The 16,281-nt window shown below is 73.3% G+C and carries 14 protein-coding genes and 4 tRNA genes; 10 read left to right on the forward strand and 8 right to left on the reverse strand.

What is annotated here, in order from left to right; genetic code table 11:
• Window positions 1–156 precede the first annotated feature (156 nt).
• Window positions 157–2,982: an aconitate hydratase gene (locus tag E7Z53_RS09740; RefSeq protein ID WP_095651021.1), complete on the forward strand. Its 2,826-nt coding sequence runs from the start codon at window positions 157–159 to the stop codon at window positions 2,980–2,982.
• 167 nt (window positions 2,983–3,149) lie between these two features.
• Window positions 3,150–5,189 (forward strand): 1-deoxy-D-xylulose-5-phosphate synthase, encoded by a 2,040-nt coding sequence (gene dxs, locus E7Z53_RS09745; protein WP_017834183.1) that lies wholly within the window; start codon window positions 3,150–3,152, stop codon window positions 5,187–5,189.
• A 7-nt stretch (window positions 5,190–5,196) separates the two neighbouring features.
• On the opposite strand, the gene E7Z53_RS09750 is transcribed toward dxs, so the two are convergent.
• Window positions 5,197–5,634, reverse strand: coding sequence for a Rieske (2Fe-2S) protein (locus tag E7Z53_RS09750; RefSeq protein WP_095651020.1), 438 nt, complete (start codon window positions 5,632–5,634; stop codon window positions 5,197–5,199).
• 246 nt (window positions 5,635–5,880) lie between these two features.
• Here E7Z53_RS09750 and E7Z53_RS09755 point away from each other — a divergent pair, with 246 nt between their 5' ends.
• On the forward strand, window positions 5,881–6,324 hold the full coding sequence (locus E7Z53_RS09755; protein WP_109222595.1) for a hypothetical protein: 444 nt from the start codon (window positions 5,881–5,883) through the stop codon (window positions 6,322–6,324).
• A 130-nt stretch (window positions 6,325–6,454) separates the two neighbouring features.
• Here E7Z53_RS09755 and E7Z53_RS09760 read toward each other — a convergent pair whose 3' ends face one another.
• The 3 genes from E7Z53_RS09760 to msrB form a co-directional block, all read right to left on the reverse strand.
• A complete protein-coding gene (locus E7Z53_RS09760; RefSeq protein WP_217905637.1) occupies window positions 6,455–7,801 on the reverse strand; it encodes an HRDC domain-containing protein in 1,347 nt (448 codons plus the stop codon).
• 52 nt (window positions 7,802–7,853) lie between these two features.
• Complete coding sequence (locus E7Z53_RS09765; RefSeq protein ID WP_017834187.1) at window positions 7,854–8,522, reverse strand: DUF3000 family protein; 669 nt, start codon at window positions 8,520–8,522, stop codon at window positions 7,854–7,856.
• Between the two features lie 103 nt (window positions 8,523–8,625).
• Window positions 8,626–9,060, reverse strand: coding sequence for a peptide-methionine (R)-S-oxide reductase MsrB (gene msrB / locus E7Z53_RS09770; protein ID WP_017834188.1), 435 nt, complete (start codon window positions 9,058–9,060; stop codon window positions 8,626–8,628).
• 168 nt (window positions 9,061–9,228) lie between these two features.
• On the opposite strand from msrB, the gene E7Z53_RS09775 reads away from it, so the two are divergent.
• Window positions 9,229–10,542 carry an alpha/beta hydrolase family protein gene (locus E7Z53_RS09775; RefSeq protein WP_035924021.1) on the forward strand — a complete coding sequence of 438 codons (1,314 nt, stop codon included), beginning with the start codon at window positions 9,229–9,231 and terminating at the stop codon, window positions 10,540–10,542.
• A gap of 25 nt (window positions 10,543–10,567) precedes the next feature.
• Here E7Z53_RS09775 and ybaK read toward each other — a convergent pair whose 3' ends face one another.
• From ybaK to E7Z53_RS09790, 3 genes are read right to left on the reverse strand one after another with little or no spacing between them, the layout of a single operon-like run.
• Window positions 10,568–11,059, reverse strand: coding sequence for a Cys-tRNA(Pro) deacylase (ybaK, locus tag E7Z53_RS09780; protein WP_115162582.1), 492 nt, complete (start codon window positions 11,057–11,059; stop codon window positions 10,568–10,570).
• A 16-nt stretch (window positions 11,060–11,075) separates the two neighbouring features.
• The gene (locus tag E7Z53_RS09785; RefSeq protein WP_035924019.1) at window positions 11,076–11,531 is read right to left on the reverse strand and encodes a SufE family protein; all 456 of its coding nucleotides are present in this window, start codon (window positions 11,529–11,531) and stop codon (window positions 11,076–11,078) included.
• A complete protein-coding gene (locus E7Z53_RS09790) occupies window positions 11,528–12,436 on the reverse strand; it encodes a sulfurtransferase (protein ID WP_115162583.1) in 909 nt (302 codons plus the stop codon). The genes E7Z53_RS09785 and E7Z53_RS09790 overlap by 4 nt, the downstream gene beginning before the upstream one ends.
• A gap of 280 nt (window positions 12,437–12,716) precedes the next feature.
• Between E7Z53_RS09790 and zapE the strand changes: the two genes are divergently transcribed.
• Window positions 12,717–13,778 (forward strand): cell division protein ZapE, encoded by a 1,062-nt coding sequence (zapE, locus tag E7Z53_RS09795; RefSeq protein ID WP_115162584.1) that lies wholly within the window; start codon window positions 12,717–12,719, stop codon window positions 13,776–13,778.
• A gap of 124 nt (window positions 13,779–13,902) precedes the next feature.
• On the opposite strand, the gene E7Z53_RS09800 is transcribed toward zapE, so the two are convergent.
• Window positions 13,903–13,974 (reverse strand) — tRNA-Val (locus E7Z53_RS09800).
• Window positions 13,975–14,272: 298 nt separating this feature from the next.
• On the opposite strand from E7Z53_RS09800, the gene E7Z53_RS09805 reads away from it, so the two are divergent.
• The 5 genes from E7Z53_RS09805 (at window position 14,273) to def (ending at window position 16,268) form a co-directional block, all read left to right on the forward strand.
• Window positions 14,273–14,345, forward strand: a tRNA-Gly gene (locus tag E7Z53_RS09805).
• Window positions 14,346–14,405: 60 nt separating this feature from the next.
• Window positions 14,406–14,476 (forward strand) — tRNA-Cys (locus tag E7Z53_RS09810).
• A gap of 50 nt (window positions 14,477–14,526) precedes the next feature.
• Window positions 14,527–14,601: transfer RNA gene (locus E7Z53_RS09815), tRNA-Val, on the forward strand.
• A gap of 165 nt (window positions 14,602–14,766) precedes the next feature.
• A complete protein-coding gene (locus E7Z53_RS09820; protein WP_035924018.1) occupies window positions 14,767–15,621 on the forward strand; it encodes a hypothetical protein in 855 nt (284 codons plus the stop codon).
• A 74-nt stretch (window positions 15,622–15,695) separates the two neighbouring features.
• Entirely contained in the window at window positions 15,696–16,268 is a 573-nt protein-coding gene (gene def, locus E7Z53_RS09825; RefSeq protein ID WP_035924017.1) for a peptide deformylase, read from the forward strand.
• The last annotated feature ends 13 nt before the right edge of the window (window positions 16,269–16,281 follow it).

A 16,281-nucleotide genomic window follows, 5' to 3' on the forward strand; every position in this document is an offset into this window, starting at 1 on the left:
GCCCGCTGCGTGACGGCGACCGCCGGGAGTCGTTCGGAGTCACCGGGCTCACACGGGCTACACTGGCGGATGACTGTTCACGGGAGAACCTCCGGCCCTTCGCCGGTGTCCTCCCGCGGGCGTTTCCAAGACGGTGGCGAGAGGAGTTCCACGCATATGAGCACAGTGGACAGCTTCGGGGCCAAGGGCGTACTCGACGTCAAAGGCACCGAATACGAGATTTTCCGACTGAACACGCTGGAGGGTGCGCAGAAGCTCCCGTACAGCCTGAAGGTTCTGCTCGAGAACCTGTTGCGCACCGAGGACGGCGCCAACATCACCTCCGAGCACATCGAGGCCCTGGCCAACTGGGACCCCACGGCCGAGCCCAGCATCGAGATCCAGTTCACCCCGGGTCGCGTGATCATGCAGGACTTCACGGGCGTGCCCTGCATCGTGGACCTCGCGACGATGCGCGAGGCCATCGCGGACCTCGGCGGCGACCCCGCCCGCGTGAACCCGCTCGCCCCGGCCGAGCTCGTGATCGACCACTCCGTGCAGATCGACTCCTTCGGGACCTCGGACTCGATCGGGATCAACATGGACATCGAGTACCAGCGCAACGGGGAGCGCTACCAGTTCCTGCGCTGGGGCCAGACGGCGTTCGACGACTTCAAGGTCGTCCCCCCGGGCATGGGCATCGTCCACCAGGTCAATATCGAGAACCTGGCGCGCGTCGTGATGACCCGCGAGGTCGACGGCGTGCTGCGCGCCTACCCGGACACCTGCGTGGGCACCGACTCGCACACCACCATGGAGAACGGCCTGGGCGTGCTCGGCTGGGGCGTGGGCGGCATCGAGGCCGAGGCCGCGATGCTCGGCCAGCCCATCTCCATGCTCATCCCGCGCGTGGTCGGCTTCAAGCTGACCGGCCAGATCCCGTCCGGGGCCACCGCCACCGACGTGGTGCTGACCATCACCGAGATGCTCCGCGAGCACGGCGTGGTCGGCAAGTTCGTCGAGTTCTACGGCGAGGGCGTCGGCGCCGTGCCCCTGGCCAACCGCGCCACCATCGGCAACATGAGCCCCGAGTTCGGCTCCACCGCCGCGATCTTCCCGATCGACGACGTCACCCTCGAGTACCTGCGCCTGACCGGCCGTTCCGACGAGCAGATCGACCTCGTCGAGGCGTACGTCAAGGAACAGGGCATGTGGCACGACCCGTCCGAGGAGATCACCTTCTCGGAGTACCTCGAGCTGGACCTCTCCACCGTGGTCCCCTCGATCTCCGGGCCGAAGCGGCCGCAGGACCGCATCTCGCTCACCGACGCGAAGGCGCAGTTCCACGAGGACATCAAGAACTACGCCACGCACGTCGACGACAACGCCTCCGGCGACACCGTGGACGACGTCGCGGCGCAGTCCTTCCCGGCCTCGGACGCCCCCGGCTACACCGCGGACGACCACCAGTCGGAGGCGGACCGCCCGCGCGAGCACCACGCCTTCGCCGAGGACGGCCGCCCGAGCAAGCAGGTCCCCGTGACCATGCCCGACGGCCGCGAGTTCGAGCTCGACCACGGCGCGGTCTCGATCGCGTCGATCACCTCGTGCACCAACACCTCGAACCCGTCGGTCATGATGGCCGCCGCGGTGCTGGCGCGCAACGCCGTCGAGAAGGGGCTCAAGGCCAAGCCCTGGGTCAAGACCTCGATCGCCCCGGGCTCGAAGGTCGTCACCGACTACTACGAGAAGTCCGGTCTGGTGCCGGCGCTCGAGGAGCTCGGCTTCTTCATCGTGGGCTACGGCTGCACCACCTGCATCGGCAACTCCGGTCCCCTCGAGGACGAGATCTCCCAGGCCATTCAGGACAACGACCTGGCCGTGACCTCGGTGCTCTCCGGCAACCGCAACTTCGAGGGCCGCATCAACCCGGACGTGAAGATGAACTACCTGGCGTCCCCGCCGCTGGTCATCGCCTACGCCCTGGCCGGCAACATGGACTTCGACTTCGAGAGCGAGTCCCTGGGCCAGGACGCCGACGGCAACGAGGTGTACCTCAAGGACATCTGGCCGGACCCGGCCGAGGTGCAGAAGATCATCGACGCGTCCATCGACACGGAGATGTTCACCCGCGAGTACGGCACCATCTTCGACGGCGACGAGCGCTGGCAGAACCTGGACACCCCCACCGGAAAGACGTTCGAGTGGAACCCCGAGTCCACCTACGTCCGCAAGCCCCCGTACTTCGAGGGCATGACGATGGAGACGACCCCGGTCGAGGACATCACGGGCGCCCGCGTGCTGCTGAAGCTGGGCGACTCGGTCACGACCGACCACATCTCCCCGGCGGGCTCGTTCAAGTCCGACACCCCGGCCGGCAAGTACCTCATCGAGAACGGGGTCCAGCGCAAGGACTTCAACTCGTACGGCTCCCGCCGCGGCAACCACGAGGTCATGATCCGCGGCACCTTCGCCAACATCCGGATCAAGAACCAGCTCCTGGACGGCGTGGAGGGCGGCTTCACCCGGGACTTCACGCAGGAGGGCGGCCCGCAGGCCGCCGTCTACGACGCCTCGATCAACTACCAGGAGGCCGGCGTCCCGCTGGTCGTGCTGGGCGGCAAGGAGTACGGCTCCGGGTCCTCCCGCGACTGGGCCGCGAAGGGCACCTCCCTGCTGGGCGTCAAGGCCGTCATCGCCGAGAGCTACGAGCGCATCCACCGCTCGAACCTCATCGGCATGGGCGTGCTCCCGCTGCAGTACCCGGCCGGGGAGTCCGCGGACTCCCTCGGCCTGGAGGGCACTGAGACCTTCGACATCCAGGGCGTGACCGGGCTCAACGAGGGCACCACCCCGAAGACGCTCAAGGTCACCGCCACGAAGGAGGACGGCTCCACCGTCGAGTTCGACGCGGTCCTGCGCATCGACACGCCGGGCGAGGCGGACTACTACCGCAACGGCGGCATCCTGCAGTACGTGCTCAGGAACATCGCGAAGTCCTGATCCCAGGGCGTTCGCAGCACGCAGGGGCCCGGTCCGGGAACGGACCGGGCCCCTGCGCGTCGTCGGCCCTGTCGGGGCGAACGAGTAGGATCGGGGGAGCGCGCCGCCCCGGCCCCCCGGGACCGACGGCGCGAGCGACCACGACGCCGAGGACTGCGGGAGAAACCATGAGCGTGCTGGAGCGGGTGTCCGGGCCCGAGGACCTCGCGGGACTGAGCCGCGCGGAGCTGGGCCGGCTGGCCGAGGAGATCCGCGAGTTCCTCGTCACCCACGTCTCCGCGACGGGCGGCCACCTGGGACCCAACCTGGGCGTCGTCGAGCTGACCCTCGCGGTGCACCGGGTCTTCGACTCGCCCAAGGACTCCGTCGTCTTCGACACCGGGCACCAGTCCTACGTGCACAAGCTGCTCACCGGCCGCAAGAACTTCGAGACCCTGCGCCAGGAGGGCGGTCTCGCCGGCTACCCGGACCGGCGCGAGTCGGAGCACGACATCGTCGAGTCCTCCCACGCGTCCTCCTCCCTGTCCTGGGCCGACGGCATCTCGCGCGGCTACGCGATGACCGGTCAGCACGACCGGCACACGGTGGTGCTGGTGGGGGACGGGGCGCTCACCGGCGGGATGGCCTGGGAGGCCGTCAACAACATCGCCTCCGACCGCGACCGCAAGGTCGTCATCGTGGTCAACGACAACGGCCGCTCCTACGCCCCGACCGTCGGCGGCTTCGCCAACCACCTCGCGGAGCTCCAGGCCAGCGTGCAGCAGGGCGTGGACGCCGTGCGCACCGACCGCCGCTACGAGCAGACCCTCGAGACCGTGAAGGACCTGCTGAAGCACTCCGGCCCCGTCGGGGAGATGTTCTACCGCGGTCTGCACGGGATGAAGCAGGGCATCAAGGACGTCGTGGTGCCCCAGGGCATCTTCGAGGACCTCGGCATGAAGTACGTCGGCCCCGTCGACGGGCACGACCTCGAGGCCGTCGAGCAGGCCCTGGGCAACGCCAAGAACTACGGCGGGCCGGTCATCGTGCACGCGATCACCGAGAAGGGCCACGGCTACGGGCCCGCCACCGCGAACGTGGACGACCAGTTCCACGCCGTGGGCGTCATCGACCCCGTCACCGGCCGCTCCACGGCCACGAGCTCCGAGCGCAGCTGGACGGCCGTGTTCCGCGACGAGATCGCCCGGATCGCCGACGAGCGCGAGGACGTCGTCGGCATCACCGGCGCCATGCTCATCCCCGTGGGGCTGCAGAAGATGCAGGCCGCCCACCCCGACCGGGTCGTGGACGTGGGCATCGCCGAGCAGCACGCCATCGCCATGGCCGCCGGCATGGCCTACGGCGGCCTCCACCCCGTGGTGGCCCTCTACGCGACGTTCCTCAACCGCGGCTTCGACCAGCTCCTCATGGACGTGGCGCTGCACCGGGCCGGCGTCACGGTCGTCCTCGACCGGGCCGGGGTCACCGGCCCGGACGGCCCCAGCCACCACGGCATGTGGGACCTCGCGCTGCTCCAGATCGTGCCCGGGCTCCACCTGGCCGCACCGCGCGACGAGCCCACCCTGACCGAGGAGCTGCGCGAGGCGGTGGCCGTCGACGACGCCCCCACCGTCATCCGGTACCCCAAGGGCGCCGTGGGCGCCCCCGTCCCGGCCGTCGAGCGGCTGGCGGACGGGGTGGACGTGCTCGCGCGCCGCGGCGGCGAGAGCGGGACCGAGGGCGCCCGCCGGGACGTCCTGCTCGTGTCCGTCGGCGCCATGAGCGCTCTGGCGCTGGACGTGGCCGACCGGCTCGAGGCCCACGGCGTCACCTCCACCGTGGTCGACCCCCGCTGGGTGCTGCCCGTGCCGGCCTCGGTCATCGAGCTCGCCGCCCAGCACCGGATCGTGGTGGTCGTCGAGGACGGCGTGCGCGCCGGCGGGATCGGCTCCCGGATCCGCCAGGAGATGCGGGCGGCGGGCGTCGACACCGCCCTCAACGAGGTGGGGCTGCCCACGGAGTTCCTCCTGCACGGCTCCCGCTCCCAGGTCCTCGCGCGGGTCGGCCTGACCGCCCAGCGCGTCGCCCAGGACACGCTGGCCTCCGTGCTCGGCACCCGGGTGCCCTACGCGCGCCCGGTGCAGGGCGCGGCCGCCGGCCAGGGTGCCGTGCCCGACACGGCCGAGGACGCCCGCGGGGCGTCGCTGCCGCGGTCGCACCGGGGCTGAGCCCCGCTCAGCCGAGCAGGATCCGCCCGTCCGCCACGCTCGCGGGGTACGGCTCCAGCCCGGACTCGGCGGGTCCGGCCAGGACCTCGCCGGTCGTCAGGTCGAACTGCGAGGAGTGGCACGGGCAGACGTAGAGCTCCTCCTGCGGGGCCACCATGCACCCCTGGTGCGGGCACACGGGGGAGAACGCGACGACCGTGTCCGGGTCCGGGCGGCTCACGACGGCCTGTACGCCGTCCCGGTCGAACTTCACCGCTGAGCCCACCGGCAGGTCCTCGAGGGCGCCCGCGTCCACGGGGCCGGACGCTGCGGGGGCGGGGCCGCCGCCCGTCGACGGCGGGGCGTCGGCGGCGCACGCGGTGAGCGCCGCGGTCGAGCCGGCCCCGGCCAGGCCGAGGACCGTGCGCCGGGACGGGGCGGACGGGGTGGTCGGGCGCTCGGGCATCGGGGTCCTCTCGACGGCGGGGTGCGGGTCCGCCGTCAGTCTAGGCGCCGGGCCCCACCCCCGGGTGCTGCCTGCCCGAGGGCGCCCCGTGCGGTGATCGCTGTGAGCGGAGCCGCACGGGGCCGGTGTCCGCCGCGCCGGTTCATCAGTAGGATGATGAAGACATCAGTCAGCGGGACGGGCCGTGCACGACCGGCTCGTCCTCGGGCCCGGCCGCCGCGCCGGGACGGACGGAAGGACAGCACCATGATCAAGCGACTCATCTTCGTCACCGGATTCGGGGTCGGCTTCGTGGTCGGCTCGGCCTCGGGCCGCAAGAGCTACGAGGCCCTCAAGCAGAACGCCGTGAAGACGTGGCACGACCCCAAGGTCCAGGAGAAGGTCTCCGAGGGCACCGACTGGGTGAAGTCCGAGGTGCCCGTGGTCGGCGGGAAGCTGGCCGACAGCGCCAAGAAGGCCGCCGACACGGTGGGCACCAAGGCCGCCGACGCCTCCTCGTCCGTCAAGGAGAAGGTCTCCGGGTCCTCGGCCGGCACGGAATCCTCCAGCGGTGCCGCCGCCACGGGGGCTTCGACCGCCGGGACCTCGACCACCGGCTACGCCGACCTGCAGGACGCGAAGCCGGTGACCCCGGAGAGCCCCCTGGACCCGGCCGAGCCGCACCCGGCCCCCGGCGACACGCAGCACTGACCCGCCGGCGCCCGCCCGCAGCACCGCTGCCGCAGGGCGCGGGCCGCGGGGCGAGCGGAGCCCGGCCCGCACAGGAGGAAGGGCCCCGGCCGTCGGCCGGGGCCCTTCCTCCGTCCCCAGGGGGAGCGGCTCACGCTGCGGGCTCGTCCTCGTCCCCGACGGGCGGCTGGTCGCGCTCCACCAGGCGCGCCGCGCGCTTGCGGGCCCGCAGCTCCCGCCAGGCCGGGCCGAGGACCGGGGCCGTCAGCTCGACCTGCCACCGGCGCGCCCCGAGGTCCCGCAGGCGGTCCGCCACCGCCTGGTCGGTGGTGCTCTTCGGCGGCTGCCAGCAGAAGCGCCGCAGGTGCTCGGGGGTGAGCAGGTTCTCGGTGGGCAGCTCGTGCGCCTCGGCGAGCTCGGCGACGAGCGGCTTCAGGACCCGCAGCCGTGCTGCGGCCTCGGGGCGCTTGACCTCCCACGCCTTCACGGGCGGCAGGGCGTCGGACTTCACGGTGAAGGGGACGAGCTCCGTGGCCGTGCGGGCCTCGGCGATCGCCCGCAGCCACCGGGGCGCCTCCCGCGCCGCGAGCCGGCCGTGGAAGCCGGGGGTGTCGAGGAGCTGCGGCACGGTGCGCGGCATGGCGGCCGCGGCGGCGACCAGGGCGGCGTCGGGCAGCAGCCGGCCAGGGGCGACGTCCTTGTGCTGGGCGAGCCGCTCCCGCTCCTCCCACAGCCCGCGCAGCGCGGTGAGCTGGCGCCGGCCCTTCACCTTGTTGATCCCCGACGTCCGGCGCCACGGGTCCTGGCGCGGGGGAGCGGGCTCGGCGGTGCGCACGGCCTCGAACTCCTGGAGCGCCCAGTCCAGCTTGCCCTTCTCCCGCAGCAGCTCCTCCATGGCCCAGCGCAGCTGGATGAGCATCTCCACGTCGAGCGCGGCGTAGTTCAGCCAGTCCCTCGGCAGGGGCCGCTTCGACCAGTCCACCGCGGAGTGCTCCTTGGCCAGCGTGTAGCCCAGCAGCTCCTCCGTCTCCGCGGCCAGGCCCACGCGCCGGAGCCCGGCGATGCGCCCGCCCAGCTCGGTGTCGAAGAGCCGGTCCGGCTCCATGCCGAGGGCGCGCAGGGAGGGCAGGTCCTGGGTGGCGGCGTGCAGCACCCACTCGACGCCGGAGAGCGCCTCGCCCAGCACGGCCAGCGAACCGGTGGCCTCCGGGTCGATCAGCACGGTGCCCACGCCCTCGCGCCGCAGCTGCACGAGGAAGGCGCGCTGCCCGTAGCGGAAGCCCGACGCCCGCTCGGTGTCGATCGCCGCCGGGCCGGAGCCCGCGGCGACGGCGGCGGCGGCCCGCTCCAGTCCTGCCACGGTGTCGATGACGGGAGGGATCCCGTCGAACGGCGCCGCGAGGTGGACGCTGTCGGGGATCTCGAAGTCCTCGAAGCCGGCGACCACGGGGGTCGAGGGCTCGTCGGGCGCGGATCGGCGGTCGGCTGGGCTGGTCAAGGAGCGTCTTCGATTCTGTGTCGGCCCCGGCGGGGCGCGGTCGGTTCGGTGGTCAGCGGCGCGGGTGCAGCACGGTCACGCCCCGGGGGTACGGCGGCAGGCCCGCGAAGGTGCAGACCGTGTCCGCCCAGGCCGCCAGGTGCGGTGCCACGTCGGAGCCGTCGGGGGTCCAGGAGGCCCGCAGCTCGACGTCGGCCCCCTCCTCCTGGTCGCCGAGCAGACCGAAGCCCTCGGCGAGGACCCGGGACGCGGTGCCGCCCTCCCGAGAATATCCGGCCCGGTGGCGTTCCAGGGCCTCGAGGAGCCAGGTCCACGCGTTCGCGCCCGCCGTGTCGTCGCAGCCGATCTCGCGGCTCGCGGCCGCGCGGGCCCAGGTGACGATTCGGAACGGTCCGCCCCACGCCGTCGGCTCGGACGGGTCGTGCAGGAGCACGAAGCGTCCCGTGGCGAGCTCGTCCTCCGGGGCGCCGGGCGCCCGGTCCGGGACGGCGGCCGCGCCGGCGTCCTGCGCCGCTGCCGGACCGGCCGTGAGGGCCGGGGCGCGGGACGGTGCGGGCGGTCGCCGCACCTCGGCGCGCACCGCGGCCGCGAACGGCGCGAGGTGCGTCGGGGCCGGGATCGCCGTGAGCTCGACGCCCTCCCGGTGGCCGGTGCGGCGCAGCTGCTCGAGGGCGTCCTGGAAGTCCTGGTACACCTCGGTCAGGCCGTTCACCGCGCTCACACTGGAAGGGTAGGCCGTCGGGGCGTCCCGGCCCGTCGTGCCACGCCGCGAGCGCGCGATCGGCGTGGTCCCGGTCACCCCGGTCCCGTCCGGGCGGGACCGCTCAGGAGCCGGCGGGCACGAGGCGGACGGAGACGGAGTTGATGCAGTACCGGAGATCCGTGGGGGTCGGGAAGCCCTCGCCGCCGAAGACGTGGCCCATGTGCGAGTCGCAGGCGGCGCACCGGACCTCCACCCGCTCCATGCCCAGGGCGGTGTCCTTGATGTAGCGGACCCGGTCCTCGGCCAGCGGCGCGTAGAAGGAGGGCCAGCCGCAGTGCGCGTCGAACTTGGTGTCGGAGCGGAAGAGCTCCGCCCCGCACGCGCGGCACTCGTAGACGCCCTCGGCCTTCGTCTCCCAGTACTCGCCGGTGAAGGGCCGCTCCGTGCCCGCCTCGCGCAGCACGTGGTACTCCTCCGGGGACAGGATGGAGCGCCAGTCCTCCTCGGTCCGTCCGGTGGCGTCGGGGCGGTCGCCGTGCCTGGTGGTCTCGCTCATGGTGTGATCCTCCGGGATGTGGTCGGTGCTCCGGGCGGCGGTCCCCGCACGGGGCCCGCCCGGCGGTCCGCACGGGGCGGCGCGGGGCCTGCGGGGCGCGGACCGCCCGGCCAGCACAACGACGCGTCCCTCCCGGTTATGCCCGGGCTGCGTGGAAGACTGGGGGGCATGCCCCGTCGCCCCCTGCCGGTCCCCGCCGCCCCCGAGCCCCAGTCCGCGACGCAGTGGGCGCGCGGCGCCGTGGTGGGCGCGGCCGTCACGGTGGGGGCGGCGTCCCTGTCCTTCGGGCTCTCGAGCGCGGCGGCCGCCTACTTCGCGCGGCAGGTGGTGGTCCCGCCGAAGTACCGCTCCGAGGACCTGCAGATCCTCGGCGTCACCCGTACCGGCGAGGACGGCGACCCGTCCGCGACGACTCTCGTGCGGCTCCCCGCCACGGTGGACACCACCGTGGCGGGGACCTACAGCCTGCGCTTCGACGCGGGCCGCGGTCACGCCCGGATCGGCGCCATCCGCTCCTACTCCCCCCGGGAGGGCACCGTGACCCGGGTGGTCGAGGAGGTCTACTCGGGGGACCTCTCCCGGGCGACCCGCGGCTTCTGGTCCGGGACGGTCTACCCGGACCCCGGGGCGGCGGGCCTGCCGTTCGAGGAGGTGGAGATTCCGATCGAGGTCGGGCCGGCGCCCTGCTGGGTGGTCCCCGCGGAGGGCGGGCCGACCCCGGAGGGTGAGCGGCCCCGGGTGCTCCCGGGTCCGTGGGCGATCATGGTGCACGGGCGCGGCGCCAACCGGATGGAGACGGTCCGTGCCGTGCCGGTGGCGCGGGAGCTCGGGCTGACCTCCCTGCTGATCTCCTACCGCAACGACCGGGAGGCGCCGCCCACGCACGACTTCCGGTACGGGCTGGGCTTCACGGAGTGGAAGGACGTGCAGACGGCGATCAGCTACGCGAAATCCCGCGGCGCCACCCAGATCGTGCTCTTCGGCTGGTCCATGGGCGGGGCGATCTCGCTGCAGACGGCTGACCTGTCCTTCTACCGGGACGACATCGCGGCCCTCGTGCTCACCGGCCCGGTGGTCGACTGGTTCGAGCTGATCGCCCACCACTCCCGCTCCCGCCGGATCCCCTCGGGGATCGGCCGGCTGGCCACGAACCTGATCTCCCACCCGGCGGGGCGGATGCTGACCGGTCTCGCCGCTCCGGTGGACCTCCAGGCCCTCGACTGGCTCTCCCGGTCCGAGCACCTGCGCACGCCCACCCTGGTGCTGCACTCCGTGGACGACGAGTTCGTCCCGGCCGCCAGCTCCCGCCGGCTCGCGGAGCTCAACCGGCTCGTGGAGTTCGTGCCCTTCGCCCGCGCCCGGCACACCAAGGAGTGGAACGTGGACCCGCAGCGCTGGGAGGACGCCGTGCGGCGCTGGCTGCCCGCCCGGCTGGCCCAGGACGCCAGGACCCTCGGGCCCGTGCGCGCGCAGCGGAGCTGAGGTCCGGTCCGGACCGCGGCGCGGGTCAGGAGCGCAGCGCGGCGGTGCGCCCGCCCGTGAGCCGCAGCAGCTCGGCCGGGGGCAGCTCGACGTCGAGCCCGCGCCGCCCGCCGGAGACGAGGACCGTGGGCCATGTCTCCGCGGAGTCGTCGAGCAGGGTGGGGGAGGGTGTCTTCTGCCCGAGGGGCGAGATCCCGCCCACCACGTAGCCGGTGCGCCGCTCCGCGAGCCGGGGCTCGGCCAGGGCGGCCCGCTTCCAGCCCAGGGCGGCCGCGGCCGCGCGCAGGGACAGCCGCGCGGAGACGGGCAGCACCGCGACCGCCCAGTCCCGCTCGTGCACGACCAGCAGCGTCTTGAACACCTGGTCCGGGTCGCGCCCCAGCGCGGCGGCGGCCTCCAGCCCGTAGGACGCGGCCGCAGGGTCGTGGGCGTACTCGTGCACGGTGAAGGCCACGCGCTCCCGCGCCAGGAGCGCGACGGCTGCGGTGGGGCCCGCACCGCGGGACGCCTTCGCCATGCCGGGGCCCGGGGCCTCAGGCGTCCTGGAGCTCGCGGACGCGCCGCTTGATCCGGGCCAGCATCGCGGACATCCCGCGCATCCGCAGGGGCGAGACCAGCTGGGTGAGCCCGAAGCGCTCCGGCAGGTCGTCGGGGACGTCCAGGACCTGCTGGGCCGGGAGCCCGTCGAGGCCCTCGTGCAGGATCGAGGCGAAGCCGCGGGTGGTCGGGGCCTCCGCCGGGGCGGAGAAGAACAGCCGCACCGGGGCGCCGGGGCCGGGGACGGCGCCCTCCTCCCACTCGACGGTCAGGAACAGCGGCGACTGGCACTCGACCACCTGCTCGAGCTCCTCCGGGTGCTCGCCCAGGCGGTCCGGCAGCGCCGGCAGGGAGCGGGAGAAGTCGAGCAGCAGCTCGAGCTTGTCCTCCTGCGGCACGGCCGTGAAGTCCGCGACGAGCTCCTCGAGCTGGGCGGGCAGGGCCCCGCTCATCGGGCCGCCCCCGGGACCTCGCCGGGCTCCTCGCCGCGGACGATCGGCACGCGCACGGAGTTGCCCCACTCGGTCCAGGAGCCGTCGTAGTTGCGGACCCTGTCGTAGCCCAGCAGGTGCTTGAGCACGAACCACGTGTGGCTGGAGCGCTCGCCGATGCGGCAGTACGCGATGATGTCGTCGTCGGGGGAGAGCCCGACCTCGTCGCGGTAGATCGCCTCGAGCTCCTCGCGCGAGCGGAACGTGGCGTCCTCGGCGGCGGCCCGCGCCCACGGCACGGACGCCGCGGTCGGGATGTGCCCGCCGCGCAGCGTGCCCTCCTGGGGGTACTCGGGCATGTGCGTGCGCTCGCCCGTGTACTCCGGCAGGGACCGGACGTCGATCAGCGGCTGCTCGCCCAGGTGGGCCAGCACGTCCTCCTGGAAGGCGCGGATCGGGGCGTCGTCGCGCTCGACCACGGGGTAGTCGGCGCGCTCGGGCACGACCTTCTCCGTGGACAGCTCACGGCCCTCGGCGACCCACTTGTCCCGCCCGCCGTTCATGAGCCGCACGTCCGGGTGGCCGAACAGCTCGAACACCCACAGCGCGTAGGCGGCCCACCAGTTGGACTTGTCCCCGTAGACCACGATCGTGGTGTCGCGGGAGATGCCCTTGCGCGCCATGAGCTCGGCGAACTCCGCGGCGTCGACGTAGTCCCGGGTGTCGGGACGGTTCAGGTCGGTGTGCCAGTCGATCTTCACGGCGCCGGGCACGTGGCCGGTCTCGTAGAGCAGGACGTCCTCGTCCGACTCGACCACGACGACCCCGGGGTCGTCCCGGTGCTCGGCGACCCACTGGGTGGACACGAGTCGTTCGGGGTGCGCGTACTGCGCGAATTCTTCGTTGTTCTCCACGGCAACGCCCATGGGGACTCCTTCCGGGGTGGGGATCAGGGGAACGGGTCCTCGCGGACCGGCTTCCCCTCCAGGGTAGTGGTCCCGGCGGCGGACCGCCCCCGCCGGGGAGCCGCCGGGGCCCCGGCCCGGTCCTGCCGCGACCCCGTCGCGGCGGTGCCGCCGCCCTGATGACGCGGCGGGCGCGTCCCGGGCGACGGGGAGCCGGTAAAATCGCCGGAGCACGCGCGTGCGCCGCTCGGCGCGCCGAACCAGCGAACCGCCGGGCGCGGCGGACAGAGAGGTCTCCCAAGTGAGCATCCAGATCGAACACCTCACCGAGCGGCGCCCCCAGGTGTCGGCCGACGAACTGCTGTCGGCGTTCCGGCCCTCGGAGCGCTTCGGGGAGGTCTCGTTCGACACCTACCGCCCCGACCCGCAGCAGCCGTCCCAGGCGGAGGCGGTGCGGGAGCTGCGGAAGTTCGCGGAGTCCGTCAACCGCTCGACCGGCTCCGGCGGCGGGTTCTTCACGAGGCTCTTCGGCGGAGGCCCCCGCAAGGACGAGGTCCGGACGGGGATCTACCTCGACGGCGGCTTCGGGGTGGGCAAGACCCACCTGCTCGCGTCCCTGTGGCACGCGGTCCCCGGTCCCAAGGCGTTCGGCACCTTCGTGGAGTACACCAACCTCGTGGGGGCCCTGACCTTCCGCAAGGCCGTCGACGCCCTGAGCGCCTACAGCCTCGTGTGCATCGACGAGTTCGAGCTCGACGACCCCGGGGACACGGTCCTCATGTCCCGGCTGATGCGCGAGCTCGCCGACTCCGGCGTGCGGATCGCGGCGACGTCCAACACCCTGCCCGGATCGCTCGGCGAGGGCCGCTTCGCCGCGCAGGACTTCCAGCGGGAGATCCAGGTGCTGGCCGACCAGTTCGAGGTGCTGCGCATCGACGGCGAGGACTTCCGCCACCGGGGCCTGCCGCAGGCCCCGGCGCCGCTGTCCGACGGCGAGCTCGACCGGGCCGTGGAGGAGCACTTCCCGGGCCGGGTCGTGGCCGCCGACCGGTTCGCCGACCTCGTGGAGCACCTCGCGAGCGTGCACCCCTCCCGGTACCGCAAGCTCCTCGAGGGGATCGACGCCGTGGTCTGGCGCGACGTGCACACCATCGAGCAGCAGGCCGTCGCCCTGCGCTTCGTGGTGCTGGCGGACCGGCTCTACGACAAGAACCTGCCGATCATCGCCTCCGGCCGGCCCTTCGACGAGGTCTTCACGGCCGAGATGATGGCCGGCGGCTACCAGAAGAAGTACTTCCGCGCCGTCTCCCGCCTCACGGCGCTGGCCCGCGAGGGCATTCTCGGGGACGTCTCCGCGGTCTGAGCGCCCGCACCCCCTCCGGGCGCCGCGGCGCCCGGAGGGACGGGCCCGCGCGTCGTCAGGACGCGCCGACGACGACAGAGGGCCCCGGCTGGAATTCCAGCCGGGGCCCTCTGTGCACTGCTCGTGCGCGATACTGGGTTCGAACCAGTGACCTCTTCGGTGTGAACGAAGCGCGCTACCACTGCGCCAATCGCGCTCACTGCTCGAAAACCATAACCCACATCCCGGCCGCGGGCCAATTCGGGGGCGGGCACGGTCCGCCGGCACCCACCGCGCCGCGGCTCCCCGGGGGATTTGGCGTTTCGGAAAAGGGTCCCGTAAAGTCTCCACCTGTCAGGAACACCGACGGGTTCCGGCGAGCGGAGCGGCTGCAAGGCCGCCCCGGACACCGATCCCGTCGACCCCTGCACGCCCCGGACCGGCGCGAACACCGCCGGAACGGTTGTGCTAGAGTTCCTGATCGGAAGATCGAGAGATCGACCGAAGCAAGACATGCGGACGTAGCTCAGCTGGTAGAGCACCACCTTGCCATGGTGGATGTCGCGGGTTCGACTCCCGTCGTCCGCTCGCAGTGATCGGCATGAACGATGTCGTGACCGACGGCCCTGTCCGCAAGGACCAGGTCCCGGTGGGGTGGCCGAGTGGTTAGGCAGCGGCCTGCAAAGCCGTCTACGCGGGTTCGAATCCCGTCTCCACCTCGGTGCACACCCACCACGCTTGACGGTATCCCTCGGGAACCGCCGGTCGAGCGCGATTGGCGCAGCGGTAGCGCGCTTCCCTGACACGGAAGAGGTCACTGGTTCGATCCCAGTATCGCGCACCACCTGGAAGGCCCCGGCTCCACGAGCCGGGGCCTTCGTCGTGCCCGGACACGGCACCGCTCGGCGGGCGCCGTGTCCGAGGCGGTCGGTACCCTGCGGGGCAGGACCCGGAGCACCGGGACCGCCCCGGGCCCCCGGGGCGAGGCGAGGGAGAGGCGACGAGCAGCGTGACACAGCCCAGGCTGGCGGAACAGACCGAGTACGGGCGGATGTACGCGAGGTCCGTGGCGGACCAGGCGACCGTCCCCTCCATCACCACGGTCCTCTCCCGGGCCGCCACGGACCTGGACGGGTGGTACGGCTACTCCGCCGCGCAGGCCGCCGTGCGGGACGACCGGCTGCGCGCGGCCCTGGGCTCGCCGGCCCAGCTGCGCGCCGTGGTGCGGGACGCGGCCAAGGCCGCCGAGCGGCACCGCGACGAGGCCGCGGCGCGCGGGGACCGCGTGCACACCTACGCCGAGCAGATCGCCCTGCGGGCCCTCGGCCGGCCCCACCGGGCCGCGGAGGCGCGGGCCGCGCTGGCCGAGCACGGCGAGGAGCGCTTCGCCTCGCGCTTCGACGAGTGGTGGGACCTCTACGCCCCGGAGCCGCTGGCGGTGGAGGTCACGGTGTGGAACTCCACCGTGGGCTACGCGGGGACCCTCGACCTCGTGGCCCGGATCGCGGGCAAGGTGTGCCTGATCGACTACAAGACGAAGGGCACGGACCGGGACGGGCGCGTGAAGTCCCTGGACCCCAAGGTCGTGACCCAGCTCGTGGCCGGGCTCAAGGCGGAGGAGTCCCTCGTGGACGCGGACGCCGGCACCTGGGAGCCGTGGGCGTACGGCGGCGCGGACCTGCTGCTGGGCGTGGCGGTCGGCGAGACGGAGGTCGTGCCCGTGCAGGCCGTCCCGGCGGTGCTCGAGCAGCACTGGTACAAGTTCTGCGCCCTGCACCGGCTGTGGACCCAGGAGACGGCCCTCGCCGCGGCCGGCCCCGCCCTGCGCCCCGTGCCGCCCCCGCCGCTGCGCGAGCAGGCGTAGGCCGGGAGCGCCCCGCGTGCCCGCGGGGGGATGGGCGGCCCGTAGACTTGCCGGGTCGAGAGCGAGGTCCCGCCATGTCCGTCCTGCCCATCCGCACCATCGGTGATCCCGTCCTGCGCACCCGCGCGGAGGAGGTCACGGCCTTCGACGACGCCCTGCGCCGGCTCGTCGCCGACATGCACGAGACGATGCTGGACGTCGGCGGCGTCGGCCTCGCCGCGCCCCAGGTGGGCGTCAGCGTGCGGCTGTTCACCTGGGCGGTCGAGGGCGGCGCGGGACACGTGGTCAACCCGGTCCTGGAGGTGGGCGAGGAGCCCCAGGAGGGCGGCGAGGGCTGTCTCTCCGTCCCGGGCCTGGCCTACGACACCCCGCGCCGGAACTGGGCCCGGGTCACCGGCCTCGACCAGCACGGCGCCCCCGTGACCGTCGAGGGCACCGGCCTGCTGGCGCGCTGCCTGCAGCACGAGACCGACCACCTGGACGGGCGGCTCTACGTCGACCGGCTGACCGGCGCCGAGAAGCGGGACGCGATGCGGGCCATCCGCGCCGCCGGCTACGACGGCGTGGTGCGCGGCGTGGCCGGGCAGCGCGCCGCGCACGTCGGAACCTCCTTCGGGGCCGGCTCCTTCGGCGCCGGCCCGGCCTGAATCCCGCCCCCGT

The organism is Kocuria salina (assembly GCF_013368965.1).
Lineage (GTDB): Bacteria > Actinomycetota > Actinomycetes > Actinomycetales > Micrococcaceae > Kocuria > Kocuria rosea.